Source organism: Peptoniphilus sp. (genome assembly GCF_034090345.1).
In the GTDB taxonomy this organism is placed as follows: domain Bacteria; phylum Bacillota; class Clostridia; order Tissierellales; family Peptoniphilaceae; genus Peptoniphilus.
This window is the reverse complement of record NZ_JAXDSS010000069.1, coordinates 25110-45490: the sequence shown is the minus strand read 5'-3', so window position 1 is coordinate 45490 and position 20381 is coordinate 25110. Positions and strand designations below refer to the sequence as shown.

23 protein-coding genes and 1 tRNA gene are annotated in these 20381 nt (G+C 30.0%); 2 read left to right on the top strand and 22 right to left on the bottom strand.

What is annotated here, in order from left to right:
* Window position 1: 1 nt before the first annotated feature.
* The 12 genes from SOR77_RS06220 to SOR77_RS06170 all read right to left on the bottom strand — a co-directional run bounded on the left by SOR77_RS06220 (window position 2) and on the right by SOR77_RS06170 (window position 10392).
* Window positions 2–1450: an ABC transporter ATP-binding protein gene (locus SOR77_RS06220; protein ID WP_320636284.1), complete on the bottom strand. Its 1449-nt coding sequence runs from the start codon at window positions 1448–1450 to the stop codon at window positions 2–4.
* A complete protein-coding gene (locus SOR77_RS06215) occupies window positions 1435–2133 on the bottom strand; it encodes an energy-coupling factor transporter transmembrane component T (RefSeq protein WP_320636283.1) in 699 nt (232 codons plus the stop codon). The genes SOR77_RS06220 and SOR77_RS06215 overlap by 16 nt, the downstream gene beginning before the upstream one ends.
* A 3-nt stretch (window positions 2134–2136) precedes the next feature.
* Window positions 2137–2733, bottom strand: coding sequence for an MptD family putative ECF transporter S component (locus SOR77_RS06210; protein ID WP_320636282.1), 597 nt, complete (start codon window positions 2731–2733; stop codon window positions 2137–2139).
* An 11-nt stretch (window positions 2734–2744) separates the two neighbouring features.
* Window positions 2745–3344 (bottom strand): TetR/AcrR family transcriptional regulator, encoded by a 600-nt coding sequence (locus tag SOR77_RS06205; RefSeq protein WP_320636281.1) that lies wholly within the window; start codon window positions 3342–3344, stop codon window positions 2745–2747.
* Between the two features lie 431 nt (window positions 3345–3775).
* Complete coding sequence (locus tag SOR77_RS10240) at window positions 3776–4060, bottom strand: ATP-binding protein (protein ID WP_414153389.1); 285 nt, start codon at window positions 4058–4060, stop codon at window positions 3776–3778.
* A gap of 120 nt (window positions 4061–4180) precedes the next feature.
* Complete coding sequence (locus SOR77_RS06200; protein WP_320636280.1) at window positions 4181–4696, bottom strand: hypothetical protein; 516 nt, start codon at window positions 4694–4696, stop codon at window positions 4181–4183.
* Between the two features lie 106 nt (window positions 4697–4802).
* Window positions 4803–5243 (bottom strand): hypothetical protein, encoded by a 441-nt coding sequence (locus tag SOR77_RS06195; RefSeq protein WP_004822866.1) that lies wholly within the window; start codon window positions 5241–5243, stop codon window positions 4803–4805.
* Complete coding sequence (gene coaD, locus SOR77_RS06190; protein ID WP_320636279.1) at window positions 5243–5722, bottom strand: pantetheine-phosphate adenylyltransferase; 480 nt, start codon at window positions 5720–5722, stop codon at window positions 5243–5245. Before coaD ends, SOR77_RS06195 begins: the two co-directional genes overlap by 1 nt.
* A complete protein-coding gene (gene rsmD / locus SOR77_RS06185; protein ID WP_320636278.1) occupies window positions 5719–6255 on the bottom strand; it encodes a 16S rRNA (guanine(966)-N(2))-methyltransferase RsmD in 537 nt (178 codons plus the stop codon). Before rsmD ends, coaD begins: the two co-directional genes overlap by 4 nt.
* Window positions 6256–6306: 51 nt before the next feature.
* A complete protein-coding gene (gene recG / locus SOR77_RS06180; protein ID WP_320636277.1) occupies window positions 6307–8340 on the bottom strand; it encodes an ATP-dependent DNA helicase RecG in 2034 nt (677 codons plus the stop codon).
* A gap of 35 nt (window positions 8341–8375) precedes the next feature.
* Window positions 8376–10025 carry a DAK2 domain-containing protein gene (locus SOR77_RS06175; RefSeq protein WP_320636276.1) on the bottom strand — a complete coding sequence of 550 codons (1650 nt, stop codon included), beginning with the start codon at window positions 10023–10025 and terminating at the stop codon, window positions 8376–8378.
* Between the two features lie 13 nt (window positions 10026–10038).
* Window positions 10039–10392, bottom strand: coding sequence for an Asp23/Gls24 family envelope stress response protein (locus tag SOR77_RS06170; protein ID WP_320636275.1), 354 nt, complete (start codon window positions 10390–10392; stop codon window positions 10039–10041).
* 412 nt (window positions 10393–10804) lie between these two features.
* On the opposite strand from SOR77_RS06170, the gene SOR77_RS06165 reads away from it, so the two are divergent.
* A tRNA-Leu gene (locus SOR77_RS06165) sits at window positions 10805–10891 on the top strand.
* Window positions 10892–11129: 238 nt separating this feature from the next.
* Window positions 11130–11441, top strand: coding sequence for a transposase family protein (locus tag SOR77_RS06160; protein ID WP_320636274.1), 312 nt, complete (start codon window positions 11130–11132; stop codon window positions 11439–11441).
* A 310-nt stretch (window positions 11442–11751) separates the two neighbouring features.
* On the opposite strand, the gene SOR77_RS06155 is transcribed toward SOR77_RS06160, so the two are convergent.
* From SOR77_RS06155 to recN, 10 genes are read right to left on the bottom strand one after another with little or no spacing between them, the layout of a single operon-like run.
* Window positions 11752–12945 (bottom strand): NAD(P)/FAD-dependent oxidoreductase, encoded by a 1194-nt coding sequence (locus SOR77_RS06155; RefSeq protein ID WP_320636273.1) that lies wholly within the window; start codon window positions 12943–12945, stop codon window positions 11752–11754.
* The gene (locus SOR77_RS06150; protein WP_320636272.1) at window positions 12945–13505 is read right to left on the bottom strand and encodes a class I SAM-dependent methyltransferase; all 561 of its coding nucleotides are present in this window, start codon (window positions 13503–13505) and stop codon (window positions 12945–12947) included. Before SOR77_RS06150 ends, SOR77_RS06155 begins: the two co-directional genes overlap by 1 nt.
* Complete coding sequence (locus tag SOR77_RS06145) at window positions 13499–14209, bottom strand: pseudouridine synthase (RefSeq protein WP_320636271.1); 711 nt, start codon at window positions 14207–14209, stop codon at window positions 13499–13501. The genes SOR77_RS06150 and SOR77_RS06145 overlap by 7 nt, the downstream gene beginning before the upstream one ends.
* Window positions 14206–14751, bottom strand: coding sequence for an SMC-Scp complex subunit ScpB (gene scpB / locus SOR77_RS06140; protein ID WP_320636270.1), 546 nt, complete (start codon window positions 14749–14751; stop codon window positions 14206–14208). The genes SOR77_RS06145 and scpB overlap by 4 nt, the downstream gene beginning before the upstream one ends.
* Window positions 14741–15481 carry a segregation and condensation protein A gene (locus tag SOR77_RS06135; protein ID WP_320636269.1) on the bottom strand — a complete coding sequence of 247 codons (741 nt, stop codon included), beginning with the start codon at window positions 15479–15481 and terminating at the stop codon, window positions 14741–14743. Before SOR77_RS06135 ends, scpB begins: the two co-directional genes overlap by 11 nt.
* Window positions 15478–16089: a site-2 protease family protein gene (locus tag SOR77_RS06130; RefSeq protein WP_320636268.1), complete on the bottom strand. Its 612-nt coding sequence runs from the start codon at window positions 16087–16089 to the stop codon at window positions 15478–15480. The genes SOR77_RS06135 and SOR77_RS06130 overlap by 4 nt, the downstream gene beginning before the upstream one ends.
* The gene (locus SOR77_RS06125) at window positions 16082–17386 is read right to left on the bottom strand and encodes a pyrimidine-nucleoside phosphorylase (protein WP_320636267.1); all 1305 of its coding nucleotides are present in this window, start codon (window positions 17384–17386) and stop codon (window positions 16082–16084) included. Before SOR77_RS06125 ends, SOR77_RS06130 begins: the two co-directional genes overlap by 8 nt.
* Window positions 17386–18183: a purine-nucleoside phosphorylase gene (locus tag SOR77_RS06120; protein ID WP_320636266.1), complete on the bottom strand. Its 798-nt coding sequence runs from the start codon at window positions 18181–18183 to the stop codon at window positions 17386–17388. Before SOR77_RS06120 ends, SOR77_RS06125 begins: the two co-directional genes overlap by 1 nt.
* On the bottom strand, window positions 18176–18721 hold the full coding sequence (locus SOR77_RS06115; protein WP_320636265.1) for an NUDIX hydrolase: 546 nt from the start codon (window positions 18719–18721) through the stop codon (window positions 18176–18178). Before SOR77_RS06115 ends, SOR77_RS06120 begins: the two co-directional genes overlap by 8 nt.
* A complete protein-coding gene (gene recN / locus SOR77_RS06110; RefSeq protein WP_320636264.1) occupies window positions 18714–20381 on the bottom strand; it encodes a DNA repair protein RecN in 1668 nt (555 codons plus the stop codon). The genes SOR77_RS06115 and recN overlap by 8 nt, the downstream gene beginning before the upstream one ends.

Here is a 20381-nt window from a genome sequence, read left to right as displayed (position 1 = left end):
ATTACATTCCTTTCCCTGATTTCAAAAATTCTCTTATTATTAATTCATTACCACAAACATCAATTTTTCTGCTATCCTTCTCAGATAATAAATAGGCTGTATTACATACTTTAAAAAGCAGTTCTAAATCATGAGTAATAAGTATTACAGGAACTTCTTTTGCCCTTTCATTTATAACTTCTGATACCTGTGACATCCTTTTATAGTCCAAACCTGCTGTAGGCTCATCCAATATAATGAGTTCAGAGTCTTTAAGTAAAGCAATAATCAGAGCTAATCTTTGCTGCTCTCCGCCTGACAAATTATGTGGATTTTCTAATCTTTTATCCCAAAGTTCTAATTTTTTCAGATACATCCTTGCTTTTTCTAAATATTCTTTATTTGATATTTTATTTTTAGGGATGATTTCTTTTTCTACCGTTTCATAGAAAAACATACTTGAACAATTTTGTAAACTGGTTGAGGTCTTTTCTAGTCGTTCCTTATTTGTTTTTCCATAAGATACTGTCCCTATTTTAATATCTAGTAGTCCTATCAACTCTTTTGCAAGAGTCGTCTTTCCGATACCATTTGATCCTATCAGTGCCATGCACTCACCTTGACTTAAATTAAAAGTATGTCTTTCATCTAATTGGTATCCCTTATTTTCAATCTTTACGCCATTAAAATATAAATTAGGATCTTCTTCTATTTTAGGCTGTTCTGACACTAGATCTTCTTCATAAAACGCTCTAAGGCCATTTTCAATTTGTACATTTTTTGATAGTTCGTCTCGAGTGTATATATTTGAAATCGTGCCGTCTTTTAACACAACCATTCTGTCAACTATATCCATTAAATAATAAAGTCTATGGTCCACAATTATTAACGTCTTTCCTTGTTTTTTTAATGATCTAAGATTTGTTTTCAACTCTTCTATGGATTGATAATCTAAACTTGCTGAAGGCTCATCAAAAATAATAATTTGACTATCATGGACAAGCGTAGAAGAAATTCCAACTTTCTGTTTTTGCCCGCCCGATAAGTTGCGTAGCTTTCTTCTTTTTAATTTCTGTATACTTAATTGATATAAAGCTTCGTCTACTTTATTATGAAGAAATTCTCTTTCCATTCCCATATTTTCGCCAACTAAAGAAACCTCATTCTCTACAGTGTCAGCAAAAAATTGGTTGTTTAAATCTTGAAATACATTCCCAATATATTTAGCGAGTTCACCACATCTATAAGATGATAATGATTTATCTAATAGCTTAATTTCACCTTTTAACTCACCTTCATAAACTTCCGGAGCAAGCTTATTGATTAACCTTAAAAGAGTGCTTTTACCTGAACCTGAAAGCCCTGTAAGTACGAGGCATTCTCCTTTGAAAATATCAAGACGAATATTTTTTAAAATACTTTTTTCTTCATAAGAAAAATCTTCAATATTTATCTTTAAAAGTTTGTCCATATCGTCACCACCAATAAACAAATTCCAAAAAGCATGAACAAATAATCTAATGATGTTAATCTCAAGTCATAATAGGATGTCTTTTTGCATTCACATTCAATCCCCTTAGTGATTAACGAACAAGTCAAAATCTCACCAGTCTGAAAAGCTTTATAAATCATAGGCACAAGATAAAGTTCAAAGCTTTCTAATGGTCTATTCCATTTAAAAGCAATATTTCTCACTTTCAATGATTCCCTGATGTCCTTCATATACTCTTTATAATCTGGCAAGAATCTAAAAAATACAGCAACTGCAATGGCCAAATTATTGGAAATGCCTAGATTTCTCAAGGAATTCATAAGAGCGGATGTATTATATGTCGAAAGAGCCATTGCCAACAACCATACAGGATAAATTCTTAAAATAATGATAAGCATTGTAAAAATTGAACCTATCCATCCTGAGATTTTAAAATAGGTATTTATACTATATGTTAATGCTACAAGTACAAAAAAGCTGACAACTGCTTTCGTCAGCTTTTCTTTATTAATCACAGCAAGAGTTAATGCTCCTGTAAGCAACATAATGATATAAATTGCTCTATCAGCAATAAAAAGATTAATTATATAGACTAATAACAGAAACCCTAAAGTAACCGGCTTTATAACATAACTATTTGAACCTCTTTTTTTCTTCTCCATACTCTACAATACACTCTCAGAATGACTCTTTTTATTGAAGAATTTTTGATGTACATATTTGCCAAACAAAGCACCAAGTAAAGCGGCAATTATTTCAATAGCTAATATAGTCATTAGATTTTTAGGATCAAAGAATGTGTCGTGAACTGCTTGTGCCTTTTCCACCGTAAATAAATTTGGAAATGTTTTAGCTAGTCCATTGACACCTAAAAATAGAATAAAGAAGAATCCATGTAATGCATAAATCACTTCCGATATTACATAAGAAACTGTTATTCTTTGATTATTGTTATAATTGTCAGCTTTGCCAATAGATAATTCTCCTGCAATACCTGCAACTGCCATAATCGCAGTCATTGGTAAAAAGCCCATAACTGCATATACGATACCTCTTACTAAGTTATAAATAAACGCAGCTCCTCTTTTATGAATTTTATGGCACATTACAAAATAAATCGGTGCACACAAAAAACTACCTACAGACACATGAATAAAAACACCCCATGCACCAAATATCTGGGTAGCCATTCCCCCAACCATACTAATAATAAATGCGACAAGTCCTAACAAACTTACTGTGATAAAATCTTTTAATTTCATTTTCTTTCCTCCTAGAAACTATTCTTTTTAGTGCTTGGATATTTTTCATTTAAATATAAAACAATCATTTTTTTAACTATCTCTTTATTCTCTTTAAATACTTCTTTTGAGCCTAATGAAACAAAACTTTCATTTCCCATGATTAAAGAATGTACAAAAAAAATTAAAAATGAATCATCTAAAATTTCAATCGGCACAGAACTCCTTTCAAAGTTTTTACTCAATATCTCCTTGTACCTGTCATTTAATTTTAAATACATTTCTCTTAATTCATCGTTGTAATCAATTCCCTTTAACAGCATGGCAAATAACGACTTATATTCATTGTCATCAAATATTTTTGCCATCTGATAATCAATGAAAATATTTAAATCTTTTTCTGGATTCTCAAAATTTCTATGCTTTCCATAATCTAAGCCCTCTAGCATAATGTCATAAAAAATATCAAAAACACTTTTATAATAGTGATATACACCTCCCGTTGACATACCCGTCTCTGAAATAACATTCTCCATAGTTGTATTTTCATAACCATTTTCAAGGAGAACCTTTTTAGCCGCTTTCTGAATTTGTAACTTTCTTTCTTCTTTGCTTAATCTTTTTCTCGTCAATAAAGATTCCTCCTTTATATTAATTATCGAGGATATCCTCGATAATTAATATGTTACTCCTAACTAATTTTTTTGTCAATAGCTATTATCAATATCATCGCTTGTTTATTAAAAAACAAAAAATGGGCACTTCTCCTAAATTTAAGTGAAGTGCCTTTCTACTATTTTACCTATTCAATTCTGCCTGACTGCTATCAAGGAATGTAAATTCAATTTTTTCATTATAACAAACCGTAAAGTAGTCTACCACGTTAAGCCATACATTTTTATCAAACTCTGCCATGAGGTGTTGCTTTTCCAGTTCCTTTCTAAAGTCTTGAGCTTCATCACACTTGGATTATATTTCCATGATGGTTTGTTTGATTTCATCAAATCTATCCTTTTGTAAATGTCAACTCAAAAATGTACAATTATTAAAATTAATTATTACCCTAAATTGTAATATCAAATTGAACTATTTTCCCTTTTAAGCTATAAGAAAGTCCTGTAATTTTAATAATGCTCGAATTATTTATTAATCTGTCAAGAATGGCGTTAGCCAATGTGGAATCAGAGAAAACCTCACCCCATTTACTAAAAGGCTGGTTTGTAATAATTATAATTGAATTCTCTTCATACCTCTTATTTATTAATTGAAATAGTAAGTTAGCCCCTTGTTTATCAATTGACAAATATCCTATTTCATCAATAATTAACAACTTGTATTTTAGAAAAATGTTTTACCTTGGTCTCTAATCTGTTTTATGCATGAGCCTTATTTAATTGCATTATCAAGTCATGATTATAATGCACATTTCACTTATCATTTTCTATCTTTTATTTATAACACAGTATCTTTAAGAAACTTCTATGTAATTAACTTCAACATTGCTCCATTCCATAATTTCTAAAAGCTCTCCAGTATCTTTATTATAATAATATAGATAACATGGATCAGTCCAGTTGACATTTAAAGCAACAAAAACAAAATATTCATTTTCATCTTCCATAATTTTACATTCTATAATATTGTGCTCAATATCTTTAGCAACTTTCTTTGTAATTGCATTCAATATATCATTGTCTTTTACTCTTTTTCCGTTTTCATTTGTTATCACAATATCTTTTACAGTATTTTTTACCTTTTTTTCTATAATCTCAGGCAAAAAACTTTCTACAGTATCTAAATTATATGTCTTTGAATTATCCGCTTTAAATTTATTTATTTTTCTATACTTACCAGCTTTGTCAATTTCTAAATATTGCTCTACACCATTTTTATCACTGATGCTAACTTTAACGAAGGGATTAAAACTTTTGCCACAGCTCAAGAATATAAAACATAAAGCAGCAATTAAAGCTGTCTTTTTCATTATATTTCCTCCTATATTTAAAAATATTATACCATTTTCCATTCGTTTTATTTTTATATCTTATCTATAATAAAAAATAGTATAAAAAAAGCACCTATATGGGTGCTTATCCTCTTAACTCTTGTCTATTTTCATTTAACATTTTGATTATTTCTGAAAGATTAACTTGAGTATTTTCAAGTAGCTCATCTGCATAATCTCTAGCCCCTTCTCTTATTTGACTAGATTCTTCATTTGCACTTCTTAAAATTTCATCTGCTCTTGCATTTGCTTGCATAACCAATTCATCATGTGAGATTATATCTTCTGCATGAGCTTTTGCTCCAGATATAATTCTGTTAGCTTCTGCTTGTGCATTTTCAATAATAAAATCTTTTTCTGAGCTGATTTGCTTAGCTTCCCTTACTTCTGTAGGGATTTGAGCTTTCATTTCATTGATTACTTCAAGAAGTTCTTCTCTGTCCAACATTAATTTACCTGTTAGTGGTATTTGGCTTGAAGTTTCAATTAAATCTTCAAGTTCTTCAACTAATTCCATTAAATTCATCATTTACCTCCTAATTTTTTTTTCATAGCTTTACCCACTATATCGGGTACAAAAAGCGACAGATCTCCATCAAATATGGCTACTTCTTTCGCTAAAGTTGAGCTTACAAATAAGTGTGTATTAGATCCCAGTAGAAATACAGTTTCCACTCCATCTTTATAATGCATATTTGCCATTGCCAAACTATATTCATTTAAATAGTCTCCTGCTGATCTAAGTCCTCTTACAATTGTAGTACAATTTTTAGATCTTGCATAGTCTACTAATAGTCCTTCAAAAGAATCTACTTCGATATTATCTTCATCTTTTAGGACTTCTCTCAATAAATCAAGCCTTTCCTCCACCGTAAATAGAGAATTTTTCTTTGTATTTTTTAAAACTGCTACTATAACTTCTCCAAAAATCTCTTTAGCTCTCTTTATTATATCTAAATGTCCATTAGTTACAGGGTCAAAACTCCCCGCATATATGACTTTCATCTTTTTCTCCAAAGTTCAATAGTTGTTGAGCCGTACTTTTTGTTTCTTATAAGTTCAAAATATTCACTGAAATCATGTTGATTTTCAGTCCTCTCCTCCACAACTAAGATTCCATTCTCTTTCAATAAATCTAATTTATATACTTTCTCAGCAACCTTGTAGTACAATTCACTGTCATCATAAGGCGGGTCCATATATATATAATCAAACTTATCTCCAACACTATTTAGAGCAAGTAAAACATCATTTTCAAGAATTTTTGCTTTAAAAGAAGCTTTGTTTAAATTTTCTTTTAAAACTTTAAGTACTTTTTTATCTTTTTCTATAAATGTCACACTCTCAGCCCCTCGAGATAAAAATTCAATCCCAATTTGCCCAGTACCTGAAAATAAATCCATCACTTTTACATCATAAAACATCTGTCCCAAAATATTAAATATATTTTCTTTGACCCTGTCCTCTGTTGGTCTTGTTCCATCTCCAATAGGAGTTTGAAGTTTTAATCCTCTTTTACTTCCTGAAATAACTCTCATCGCTCCTCCAAACAATCATATTTTATCATAATTAAATGTGTATAACAATTATTAATTAAGCATTTTAAAGGATTTAGAGTGCTCTTCAATTTCTTTTTTTAGCATTAAATTCTCTTTTAATTTCAATTCAGGATCCATTTCCAAAATCTCTTTAGCATCATTTGTAGCAATTTTTAATATTTTATAGTCTCTCATAATATCTGCAAATTTAAAATTCATAAGTCCTGATTGTCTAGTGCCAAATAAATCGCCGCCACCTCTTAATCGAAGGTCCTCATTTGCTATATAGAAGCCATCTGTAGAATTAGTCATTACCTTCATTCTCTCCCAAGAAATTTCAGACTTTGAAGAATTAAATAAAATACAATAACTCTTATGTTCTCCTCTTCCAACTCTTCCTCTTAGCTGATGCAATTGTGCCAATCCAAATCTTTCTGCATTGTACACCAACATTACAGTTGCATTAGGAACATTTACTCCAACTTCTATTACAGTAGTTGAGACTAATATATCAAGTTTTCTCTCTTTAAACTCCAACATTATATTTTCTTTTTCAGCCGGCGCCATTCTTCCATGTAAAAGGCCGACTCTAACATCTTTGAAGTGTTCTTTTATATCATTGTATACATCCGTTGCTGAATTTAAATTAAGAGCACCCTCTTCTATTAGGGGGCATACTATATAAGCTTGCCTTCCATTATTAATTTCGGACCTTATAAAATCTAGAGCTCTCTCAAGCATCCCAACACCAATTGCAGTAGTTTCTATCTGCTTTCTATTTGGAGGCAACGTATTTATAGTTGAAATATCCAAGTCAGAATATAATACTAGAGCCAATGTCCTCGGAATAGGCGTCGCCGTCATAACCAAAACATGGTTTGTATCTGATTTTGTATTTAGTTTTTCCCTTTGTCTTACTCCAAATCTATGTTGCTCGTCGGTTATATTAAGCCCCAAATTATAAAACTCAACATTATCTTCAATAAGAGCATGTGTTCCTATTAAAATGTCTATTTCCCCATTTGCTATTCCAGATAAAATCCTATTTCTATTTTTCATAGAAGTACTTCCAACTAACAACTCTACCTTTACTCCCAGTGGATCAAATAAATTTCTAAAAGATTCCAAATGTTGTCTTGCCAATATTTCAGTAGGAGCCATGATTGTGGATTGATAGCCGTTAATGCACGCTACATACATGCTTATAATAGCAACTATAGTCTTGCCCGAGCCAACATCACCTTGAAGTAATCTATTCATCTTTTTGCCGGATTTAAAATCATTAAATATTTCATCTAAAGCTTCTTTCTGACCATCTGTAAGTTTAAATGAAAGTGAATTTATAAAATCTGTAACCCTCTTATCAATCTTGTAAGGTTTTATTTCTATTTCTTCACTGTATATTTTTTGTGAAAGTATTTTTATTTGGAAAGATAGAAATTCTTCATACGCTAATCGTTGTTTTGCAGCTATTAACTTAGTTAAATTTTCAGGAAAATGTATTTGTTTTATGGCAGCATTTTTATCCATTAGACCATATTTCTCGACTAATCTAATTGGGATTATCTCATTGAACAAATTTAAATCGACTATTTTATTTACATTGTTTAAAATATCCTGATTGCTAATCCCCTTGGTTAAATTATAAATAGGTATTATGCTCCCTATTGTATTAGCTGTTCGTTTGAGTTCCATCTTGGGAGAACTTATTTGTATTGTATTTTTGAAAAAACTAACTTTTCCATATACTAAATACTCTTCTCCTATTCTTATACTCTTTTTTAAAAATGGAGAATTAAAAAAAGTTATTTTTGCTTCTCCAGAGCTATCTTCAACAATAAATGACAGCATATGCATTTTTCTCTTTACATACCTATCATCTACAATTGCCTTTACAGATACAACAAAAGTAGCCTTTTCACCATCATTAGCTGATCTAAGTTTTTTAAAATTAGCTCTATTTTCATAATCTCTTGGAGAATTTTCAAGCAAATCTTCTAAAGTTGTTATCCTCAGCTGTTCAAACAGCTTTTGTTTTTTTGGACCTATCCCTTTTAGTTCTATAAGTTTAGTGTTTAAATTCATAATTATCCTAAAAAAGCCCCACTAATGGGGGCTAATTACTCAAGTGATATTAAATAATAATAAATAGGTTGTTCCCCTCTTACTAATTCAACTTCACATTCTTCATATATTTCTTCTAGTTCTTCTCTTAATTCTTCTGCCTTTTCTTCTGTAACATCTGCTCCGGCATAAAGAGTTATAATTGAATGTTCATCATCAATAAGCTCAGATATTAAATCTTTTGTAACAGTTTCAATTTCTTTACCACTAGCTACTATATTCTTGCCACTAAGACCAATTATATCTCCTATCTTGATATCTTTACCATTCATGTTTGTATCTCTAACGGCGTAAGTAACTTGAGCAGATATAACATCAGACATAGCATTTGTCATAATTTCACTATTTTCTTCTGGACTTAAGTCTTCTCTAAAGGATAAAATTGAACTTATCCCTTGAGGTATTGTCTTTGAAGGTATTACAATTATATTCTTTTTACTAATTTTAGCTGCTTGTTCAGCCGCAAGAATTATATTGGAATTGTTTGGAATTATTATTACATTTCTGCCTGCTACATCATTTGCCGCATTTACAAAATCTTCTGTACTAGGATTCATAGTTTGTCCACCCTCAACAATTTTGTCTACGCCAATTGATTTGAACAGTTCAGAAAGTCCACTTCCCATTGAAACTGATATAATTGAATATTCTTTTTCTTCAACTATTTCAGAGTCTTTTTTAGTAGACGCGACTTCCTCTTTTGAAAATAAAACTTCTTCATGTTGAAATCTCATATTATCTATTTTTATATCTTGTAAATCTCCAAGTTCAATTCCGTATTGAAGAGCTTTTCCTGGGTTATTGGTATGAACGTGTACTTTTATAAGACCTGACCCACTTCCACCAACTACCAATAGACAATCTCCAAGTGGAGACAATTTAGATTTGAAAGCTTCTAAATCTTCATATTCAGTATTTATTATGAATTCAGTACAATATCCAAACTCAATATTCTCATCAGCCTTTCCCAAATGTACTTCTTTTTGCTTCTTCTTGTTTAGTACATCATCGTCTTCCGAAACTATTTCTTCGCCTAATAACGCTTTATATGCCCCTTCCATAAGAACGCAAAGTCCTTTTCCACCAGCATCAACAACTCCTGCTTCCTTTAAAACTTGAAGCTTTTCAGGAGTCTTAGAAAGAGATATATTAGCTGCCTCTATAATATCTTTTAAAAATTCTAAAATATCATCGTACTTTCTATAATTCTTTATTGCAAAATCTGAAAGTTCTCTACCAACTGTTAAAATAGTACCTTCTGTAGGTTTCATTACAGCATTATAAGTTGTTTCAGATGCTTTTTTCAAAGCTTGTGCTAACTCTTGAATATCTAGAGTTTCTTTTTCTTCACAACCTTCTGAAAAGCCTCTTAAGAATTGAGAAAGTATTACTCCAGAATTGCCTCTAGCCCCCATAAGAGAGCCTCTTGCCGCTGCTTTTGAAACATTGTGGGCAGTTAAGTCTTCCACAGATTGAACTTGTTTTAATGCCGATTTTGAAGTAAGAGACATATTAGTACCCGTATCTCCGTCAGGAACCGGGAACACATTTAAGGAATTTACTTCCTCCTTATTTATAATAAGATAATTGACTGCCCCATTTATTGCACGAGACATCAATTCCCCATTTAAATTTTCAATCTTCACTCCACTGTTCCCCCTACTCTGTTCTTATTCCTTCAACTAAGACTTCTATTTTATCAACTGTAAGTCCCGTTAAATTTTCAACATTAAATTTTACTCTATCTATAATATTATTTCCAACCGTAGAAATTCTCACACCATATTCCAAAACAACATGTAGTGTAATATTAATCATTCCATTTTCTGAATTAACCTGAATACCTTTAGATAAATTATCAAGTTTTAAAATTTGTAATAAACCATCTGCCGCATTTTTAGACGCCATACCAACTATTCCATATGATTCCATAGCAGACATACCCGCGATATGCGCTATAACATTATTTTCTATCACAATATTACCTAAATCAGTATTTATATTTGCAGACATAGAGCACCTCCTATGACACTTTAATGGTATAATTATCTTTATAATTATACCATTAATTGAAACTTTCTAAAACTCTTAAAATCCTGGATTTGACAGCAAAAAAAGATAAAACTCCTGTAAGCTTTGCAATAGCTTACTTGTAGAGGATTGCTCTTTAAATTAATTTTGCACAATGTTTTTGATTTTTGTCTTTTTAATAATTTTTCTTAACTTTTAAGGGGAAAAGCGGAGCGACCCTTGACAAGGGTATGCATTATTTGTAAAAGACAATTACACCCTTTGAAAATATTATTGGATGGTTTTCTTGTCACATATGTTTGACAACTCTAGATTTTCACTAGTTAAACTTGCGATATTAAACTTTACAAAAATAACACTAAATTGTATAATTATGTTCTAAACTTATGAGTTTGCGGGAGTGCTGGAATAGGCAGACAGGCATGTTTGAGGGGCATGTGCGAGTAATCGCGTGCGGGTTCAAATCCCGCTTTCCGCACCATATTTTATTTTTGTTATTAAAGTTGAATTTTGTAAATATTAATTTAAGAATAAAATAAATTTAAATAGGGTAATTATTTCTCAGTATTAGTTAATAATACATATTTGACAAAAAATTCTCTATAATATCTGTTGGGGAGTAAATCTCTAACAGATATTTTTGTATAAAAAATTTGCACTTATACGCATTTAGTCCTAAACTTAAAATAAGTAAAACCAAATTTAGGATGTGCATATAAGTGCAAAATAATAATATCATGAATTTGTTTGGTTTTAAAGATGTAGTTTTTGATAGTTTTAATGAGGATAATGAACTTGTCCATGTTCATCTTTTTGTTTCTAAGATGTCTATCTGCCCTCATTGTGGTTCTAAAAGGATTTGGATTCACGATCATAGAGTTCAAAAGATTAGGGATATTCATATTTGCGGTAAGAAGTCTTTGATTCATTTTGAAGGCATATATACAAAGATAAAGACTTTAAAGAGAAATTGTTTTAGTATGAAAAATTTTAATTTGTTTAGAAAGCGAATTATGCTTTCTTGTAAATAGTTGGTATAAAAATACGAAATTTTTTGAAAACTCCTGGGAGTTTTGTTTGCTATGCTTATTTTTAGTGGTTTTTGGTTTATTTTGGTTTAGGATTTATTTTAGCTGCTATGTGTTGATTTTTAAATAATAAGAGAGACTCGTATTAATGAGCCCCCACAATATTTCGATTACCATTACTAATTTTTCTAAGTCCCTCAACTCGGTATCTTCAATGTATTATACTCTGACAATTCTTATTTTATAGTATTCTATATTCTTATTGTTTCAATTATTCTAGCGGGTTGAATTAATTTATTTTATCATGAGTTGTCTATATTTTAGAAGCATTAATTCCCGCAAGGTAACCTGTTGAATTTGCAAGTTGCAAATTATATCCTCCAGTCATAGCATCTATATCTATAGTTTCTCCTGCAAAATATAAACCTTTTACTAACTTTGACTCCATTGTGGATGAATCAATTTCTTTAGTATCCACTCCACCGCTTGTTACTATAGAAGTATTTATATCCATAATTGATTTATATTCTAAATTTAGATTTTTAATTGTATTGACAAGATTATTTCTATCCTGTTTTGATACTTCATTCACTTTTTTATAATATGGTATGTTTGCAGATTTTAAAACCAAGTCTATTAGCTTTTTAGGCAATAAATTTTTTAAAGCATTGGCAATGTCTTTATTTTTAAATTCCTCAAAATCTCTTAAAATTCTTTTATCTAAAGTTTGTATGTCTAGTGCAGGTTTTAAATCTAAAAATAATTTAATATTATCTTTTCGATTTATTAAACTTGATGTTCTAAGTACAATAGGACCTGAAATTCCGTTGTGTGTAAACAACATTTCTCCAAATTCATAACTTAATTTTTTATTACCTGAGAAAGCATTTAACTCTACATTTTTTAAACTTAGCCCAGATAAATCAGTACAATCTATATTTAATAATATAGGAGCTAGAGCTGGTTTCAAGTCCACTATTTTATGTCCAAAACTTTTAGCAAATTTATATCCATCTCCAGTCGAACCAGTTGACCTATATGAAACTCCCCCACAAGCTACTATAACCTTGTCAAATATTTCGCCATCAACTTCAAATTTCTCATCTACTTTATTTATCTTATGCACATCTGTATTAAGCCGTATTTCCACATTATTATCTTTTAACATCTTTTCATATGTTTTAATAACATCAGAAGATTTATCTGATTCCGGAAAAACTCTATCTCCTCTTTCAACCTTGAGTTTAAGTCCGTATGATTCAAATTTTTTAATTACACTATCATTACTAAAAGTATAAAGAGCAGAATATAGAAATTTAGAATTTCTATTTATACTATCAAAAAATTCAGAGATATCTTTTGAATTTGTTAAATTACATCTTCCCTTTCCGGTTATAAATAATTTTTTACCAACTTTTTCATTTTTTTCAAACAAAACAACTTCACATTCACAAACAGAAGCTGCCATCATGCCCGCAGCTCCAGCTCCTATCACTGCAACTCTCATTAAACAACTCCTATTTTATAAACTATAGGTGGATTATTTATTTGATTAAAGAATTCTATTTTTTCCACTTTATAATTTTTTTGATCTAGATTTTTTAAAAAATCGTTTAACTTTTCTCTTTCTTCAAATGATCCTTGATGCCCTAGATATGAAACTACAACAATAATTCCCATTTTAGAAATCTTATTAATTGCTTCTTTCAAAGAAATAATTGTACTATCAGCTTTTGTGACTATTAACTTATCTGATTTAGGCAAATATCCCAAATTATATATTATAAAATCCAACTTTTCTTCTATTCTATCAAAAATATATTCATGGGAAATTTTATATAATCTATAGTTTTTGTATCCTGTTGAATTCAATACATTTTTCGTTGAATTTATAGCCTCTTCTTGAATATCACAAGCATAGAGAAATCCATTACCACCTAATTTCTGAATTAATTTTAATGAGTCATTTCCTCTTCCACAAGTAGCATCAAGTGCAAATTTCCCATCTAAATCTATTTCTTTTAAGATGTCATCAATTACGTCCGAAAATTTTGAATTTACTAGCATTTCGTCAACTCTTTTAAATACTTAACTTCATCTTCTTCTAATCTTCTGTAGTTTCCTATTCTCAAATCTCCCAATTCCAAATTGCCTATTTTTATTCTCTTTAACTTTTTAACTGGGTGTCCTATTTTTTCACACATTATTTTTACTTCGTGATTTTTGCCTTCATGTATTTTAATTTCTAATATGCTATCACTTTCAAATCGTTTTAAAACTTTTACTTTCGCTGGAGAAAACTTTTCTTTTCCAACTTTTATTCCAACTCTTAACATATCTAATTCAGTTTTGTTAGGAGTTCCTTCTACAGTAGCAATATATGTTTTTTCGACTACATTTGATGGATGCATTAGTTTATTGGTCAATTCTCCATCATCAGTCAATATAAGTAATCCAGTTGTATCAATATCAAGCCTACCCACTGGATATAATCTCTCATTAGATTCAATTAAGTCTATAACTGTAGTACGTTTTTTTTCATCTGAAACGGTTGAAACAACGCCCATAGGTTTATTTAAAATATAATAAGAATGATCTTTTATAATTTTTAGTCTTTTAAAATCAAGATATACTCTATCTTTAGCAGTTACTGTTTTGCCCATTTCAGTTACTATTTCATCATTCACTTTTACTCTTCCTTGAGCAATTAATTCTTCGCACTTTCTTCTTGATGCTACACCACTATGTGCCATAAATTTTTGTAATCTCAATCTCGTTCCTCCAAAAAATTAGTCTCATATGATTCATCATCAATAATTGGCAAATCTTCCAAATTTTTTAATCCAAATTTCAATAAAAAATCATCTGTTGTTTCATATATATTAGGTTTGCCTATTTTTTGAAGTTGACCAGTTATTGCAATCAAATTCAAATCCACTAAATTTTTTAAACTTGTATCGCATTTTACCCCACGAATTTCCTCTATCTCAATCTTTGTAATAGGCTGTTTGTATGCAACTATTGAAAGCACCTCTAAGGAAGCTCCCGACAAACTCTTTATGTTCTTTTTTGTTACAAATTCATTGACGTAATCATAGTTTTCAGGTTTTGTAGACAATGTATATGCCCCATTGATGTCTGTTAATCTCAAACCGCTATTCTTATCTACATACTTATCTTTTAAAAAATTTATTGCAGTTAATATATTAATGTCTGATGCCTTAACAGCTTGAGCTAGCTCTTTAATAGTAACCGGCTCTGCCCAAGCAAATAAAATGCTTTCTATAATTCCACTTAAAGTTTCAATTTCCATAATTCAATTCACTTTCTTCAGATTTAGATACTATTTTTATATCTGTTAAATCTTCATTTTGACTCAACGTTAAAACTTGTAACTTACACATTTCAAGCAGAGCTAAAAAATATGAAACTATCTCTTCTCTCATTGCAAATTCAGTCAGCAATTCAGAAAAATAAAATTCCGAATTTAACTTTAATTTTTTATTTATAAAATCCATACATTTTTTTACAGAAAATCTTTCCATAGGTATTATATGGATATCCTCATCTTTACCACATCTTTTTAATATATTATTAAATGTTATTGCCAACTTATCTACATCAACTTCTTTTAAAAAGCTTAGGTCATCTAAATATGAAAAATCCTCTTTAAGTTTAAAAAAAGATTTCATTTCATATTTTTCTTGCTCTCTTAATATCTCAGTAGCTTTTTTGAAGCGCTCATATTCTAAAAGTTTTTGAACCAATTCATCTCTTGGATCTTCTTCATTTTCTTCATCCTCTTTTTGTGTTTGTTTAGGAAGAAGCATTTTTGATTTTATTTCCAATAAAGTACTTGCCATCACAATGAAATCACTAGTCAATTCTAAGTTCAATTCTTCAACAGCTTTTATATACTCTAAAAATTGAGACGTAATAAGATTTATTTCTATATCATATATATCTAATTCATTCTTTTTTACCAAATCTAAAATTAAATCATACGGTCCATTATATACTTCAAGCTCTATGTTATAGTTCATATCATCAACCCAAAAGTAATAAATTTATCTATTATCAACTGTATAACAGGAAATATAATTGAATTTATAAATCCCGAGAAAATTCCTATAACTAATAAAATATAAATATATCGTTCATTAGCTAATATAAAATCTTGAACATCATCAGAGAAAAATGACATAATTATTTTTGAGCCATCAAGAGGTGGCAATGGAACTAAATTAAACACTCCCAGCATTACGTTATACCACATTATCTCTCTGAAAAATATCGCCACAGTTTCATTTGTATATGCAAATTTAACGAATACAACAGCTGCAATTAAACCTATTATAAAGTTCGTTACAACTCCAGCTATTGAAACAACAAATAACCCCAATCTTCTGTTTCTAAATTCTCTTACATTTATTGGTACTGCCTTAGCCCAACCGACTCTAAACAATACCATAAATAATAATCCCATAGGATCTATGTGATTTATGGGATTAAAAGATAGTCTTCCATTTCTTTTAGCTGTATCGTCGCCAAAAGCAAGGGCAGCAAGACCATGTGCAAATTCATGTGGAATTATCGCTACAAGTAATGCAACAATTCTTACTAAATACACAAATACAATATTATTATTCATGTTTTATCACTTTCAAAATTAGTTGGTCTTTTTCAACTTTACTATCACTAAATTTGAATGCTTTTAAAATTTGTTCTTTAATTTCTTCAACATTATCTTTTTTAGTGTATAACGTAGCTATTAATTCTCCTTTAGAAACTCTATCTCCTATTTTTTTATTTAGTACGATTCCAGCTCCTAAGTCTAATTCACTTTCTTTTGTCTCTCTTCCAGCTCCTAAATTTTTAGAAGCTTCTCCTATTCCAAGAGCATCTATACCTTGAACATAGCCATCTACTTCAGAGAATAATTCAAACATTGGAGATAGTTCAAATTTATTTACATCTTCGACATAACTGACATCTCCGCCTTGAAGTTCTACAAATTCTTTAAATTTTTCATAGGCTTTTCCTGATGCTATTTTTTCTTCTAAAGCTTCCCTTGCCTCTTCTTCAGTCTGTGAATGCCCTGAAACCAATAAAAGTTTTTCTGCAAGTTCCATAGATAATTCATAAAGATCTTCTGGTCCTTGTCCTTTTAATGTATTTATAGCTTCTATTACTTCCAAGCTGTTTCCAACAGCTCTTCCCAAAGGTTGATTCATATTAGTAATGACAGCTTGTGTATTTTTACCAGCTTTTTCTCCTAAACTTACCATCATTTCAGATAATTCCACTGCATCTTCTACAGTTTTCATAAAAGCTCCTGACCCAACTTTTACATCTAGAACTAAACAGTCAGCTCCAACAGCTATTTTTTTACTCATTATGGAGCTTGAAATTAGACTAACATTATTTACTGTAGCAGTAGTGTCTCTAAGAGCATAAATTTTCTTATCAGCTGGAGTTACATCAGTTGTCTGTCCACATATCGCTAATTTTATTTTATTTGTGTTATCTATGAACTCTTCTATCCCCAAATCTATGCTTAACCCTGGAATAGACTCTAGTTTATCTAAAGTTCCCCCTGTGTGACCAAGTCCTCTCCCACTCATCTTTGCGAATGGGATTCCACAACTTGCCACTAAAGGCCCTAATACTAAAGTAGTTGTATCTCCAACACCTCCTGTTGAATGTTTATCTACTTTTTTACCTTCTATTCCAGTCAAATCTATAGTATCGCCTGATTCTATCATTGATTTAGTCAAATTAAATGTTTCATCAACATCCATTCCTTTCAAGCAAATTGCCATTAAAAGTGCTGAAACTTGATAATCCGGAATATTACCTTTAGTATATCCTTCTACAATATATTTAATTTCTTCAGGAGTAAGTTTTAATCCGTTTTTCTTATTTTCTATAATTTCATAAGTATTCATTACATCACCCTTATAATTTCTTGAACTAGTTTTTTAAAATCTTCATTAATTGCGTTTGAAACTTCTATAACTTCCTTATGGTCTAATGGTTGATCTAAAATTCCAGCAGCCATATTAGTAATACAAGATATACCCAAAACTTCTATACCTCTATGTCTTGCTACAATAACTTCAGGTACAGTACTCATTCCAGCAGCATCAGCTCCTATTGTTCTAGCAAATACAATTTCAGCTGGCGTCTCGTACGTTGGGCCGGTAAAATACATATAAACACCTTCTTGTAATTTTATATTTATTCCTCCAGCTACTTTTTTCGATAATTCCATAAGTCTTTTTGAGTAAGTATAGGTCATATCTAAAAATCTTGGCCCTTTATCGTCATTTGGCCCTATAAGTGGATTTTGGCCTGAAAAATTAATGTGGTCTCTTATAAGCATTAAATCCCCAGGTTTAAAATTCGTATTTATACCCCCACAAGCATTTGTAACTATTAAAAATTTTATACCTAATTCGCTCATAACCTTTATAGGATATACAACTTTATCCATACCTTGACCTTCATAAAAATGGATTCTCCCTTGCATAGCCACAACATTTTTTCCCTTTACTTTCCCAAATATCAAACTACCTTCATGACCTACTACTGTTGACTTAGGAAAGTCAGGTATATCATTGTATGGAATAACCACTTTTTCTTCAATTGTTTCAGCAAAATCTCCAAGTCCTGAACCTAATATAACACCTATTTCAGGTTCAATATTAGTTACACTCTTAATGTACTCTATTGATTTATTCATTATTTTTTCTCCTAAATTCTTTATAATATAATATAGATGCTATTGTTTTTGCATCATTTATTTCACATCTATCTAACATTTTTAAAACATCTTCAAATTTTATTTTTTCAACATCTATAAATTCATCCAAATCTAAGTTTTGCTCACCTAACTTTAAACCTGAAGCTAAAAATACATGTATTTTTTCTGTACAAAATCCTGGACTTGTATAAAATTCACTTAAATATTGAATATCAGATGCAATGTATCCAGTTTCTTCTGTAAGTTCACGCATAGCTGCATCTTTCGGCAATTCTCCTATTTCTATAAGACCTGCAGGGACCTCATATATTTCCTTTTCTATTGCCTTTCTATACTGTTTAATTATCAAAATTTCATCTTCTTCTGTTATCGCAACTATACTAACAGCTGCTGAATGTTCAACAATTTCCCTTTTAGAATATTTTTTATTTGGTAATTCAACTGTATCAACCTTTAAACTTAATATTTTACCATCGTAAATTTTGTCCGTTTTTATCGTAATCTCGGTATTATCCATCTATTTCTCCTTTTGAAATAAGTTCACGAGCAGCCTTGAGTGCTATATCCGTTATTTCCAATCCACCTATAAGACGTGCTAACTCATAAATTTTTTCTTCATTATTTAGTCTTCTCACAGTTGAAATTGTATTCATTCCATTTGATGTCTTTTCTATCAAATAATGATTGTCAGCTAAAGCCACTATCTGTTGTAAATGTGATATAGCTATAATTTGTCTATCTCTAGATAATTTTTTTATTTTCTTACCCACTAACATAGCTGTCTTACCACTTATACCCGTATCTATTTCATCAAATATCAAAGTTTGTATATTATCTCTTTTAGCCAGTATTGATTTAAAACCTAGCATAATTCTGCTCATTTCTCCACCTGATGCAGTTTTTGACAAAGGTTTAAAATCCTCTCCAATATTTGTCTTTATCATAAATTCAAGTTTATCTATTCCATCTTTGGACAACTCTTTTGTAGTAAAATCAACTCTAAATTCAGCATTTTTTATCGATAATTCTATCAATTCATCTCTCACTTGAGATTCTAAAATTTTTGCAGATTTTTTTCTGTTTTCAGAAATTAAAATAGCTAACTCAGTAGCTTTCTTTTCTGTTTCTACTATCTTAGATTCCATTTTTTTTAAGTTAGCTTCAAAATTTTTTAAAATTTCAAGTCTATCTTTTACATCATTGTGAAAATTTTTTATTTCAGCTACAGTTCTCCCGTATTTCTTTTTTAAATTATTTACTAAGTCTAATCTATTTTCCAAATGTGCTAATTTTTCAGGGTCTAAATCAATTCTTTGTGCATAACTATCTAATCTGTCAGATAAATCTCTAATTCTATACCTTAAATCTTCACTCTCTCTGTACTCACTTTCAATAGAATTATCAAATTTATATACATGAGATAAAGAAGATATTACTTCATCAATTAGTTGTTCAATAGATACTTCATCATAATTTTTTAAAATTAAACTCACTTTAGAAAGTTCATTTATTATATCAGTTGAATTGTCTAATTTTTTAAATTCTTCTTCTAATTCTTCATCATCATATTCTGTTAAATTTGCATCTTCTATCTCTCGAAATTGATAGTTTAAAAGATCAATTTCTCTTTCTCTGTTATTTTCTAATAATAAATTTTCTTTTAATTCTTTTTGTAGAAGTTTCAAGTTTTCAAATTCTATACCGAATTCTTCTATCAGTTTTTCTTGTTCTTTACCTGCAAAGATATCTAAGAGTTCTCTTTGGTTATCATTTATCATTAAAGAGACACTTTCATGTTGTGCAAATATATCTATCAATTTTGATGTCAATTTTATAACGGCATTATTATTTACAGTTCTTCCATTTATTTTCGAAATCGCAGGTCTATCTAATTTTATTTCTTTAGAAATAATTATGAGTTCTCCTGATTCAAAATCAAGCTCTTCTATTTTATCTAATGGCTCATAACAGGTAAATATCGCTTCAACATAAGCATAATCTTTACCCTTTTTTATTACATCTTTATTTGTTCTCTGACCAAGCACCATGGATAGAGCATCTATTATAATTGACTTACCTGAACCAGTTTCCCCTGTAAGTACATTTAAGCCTTTCCCAAACTCTATTCTAATATCTTCTATTATTGCAAAATTTTTAATACTCAGTTCAAGTAACAT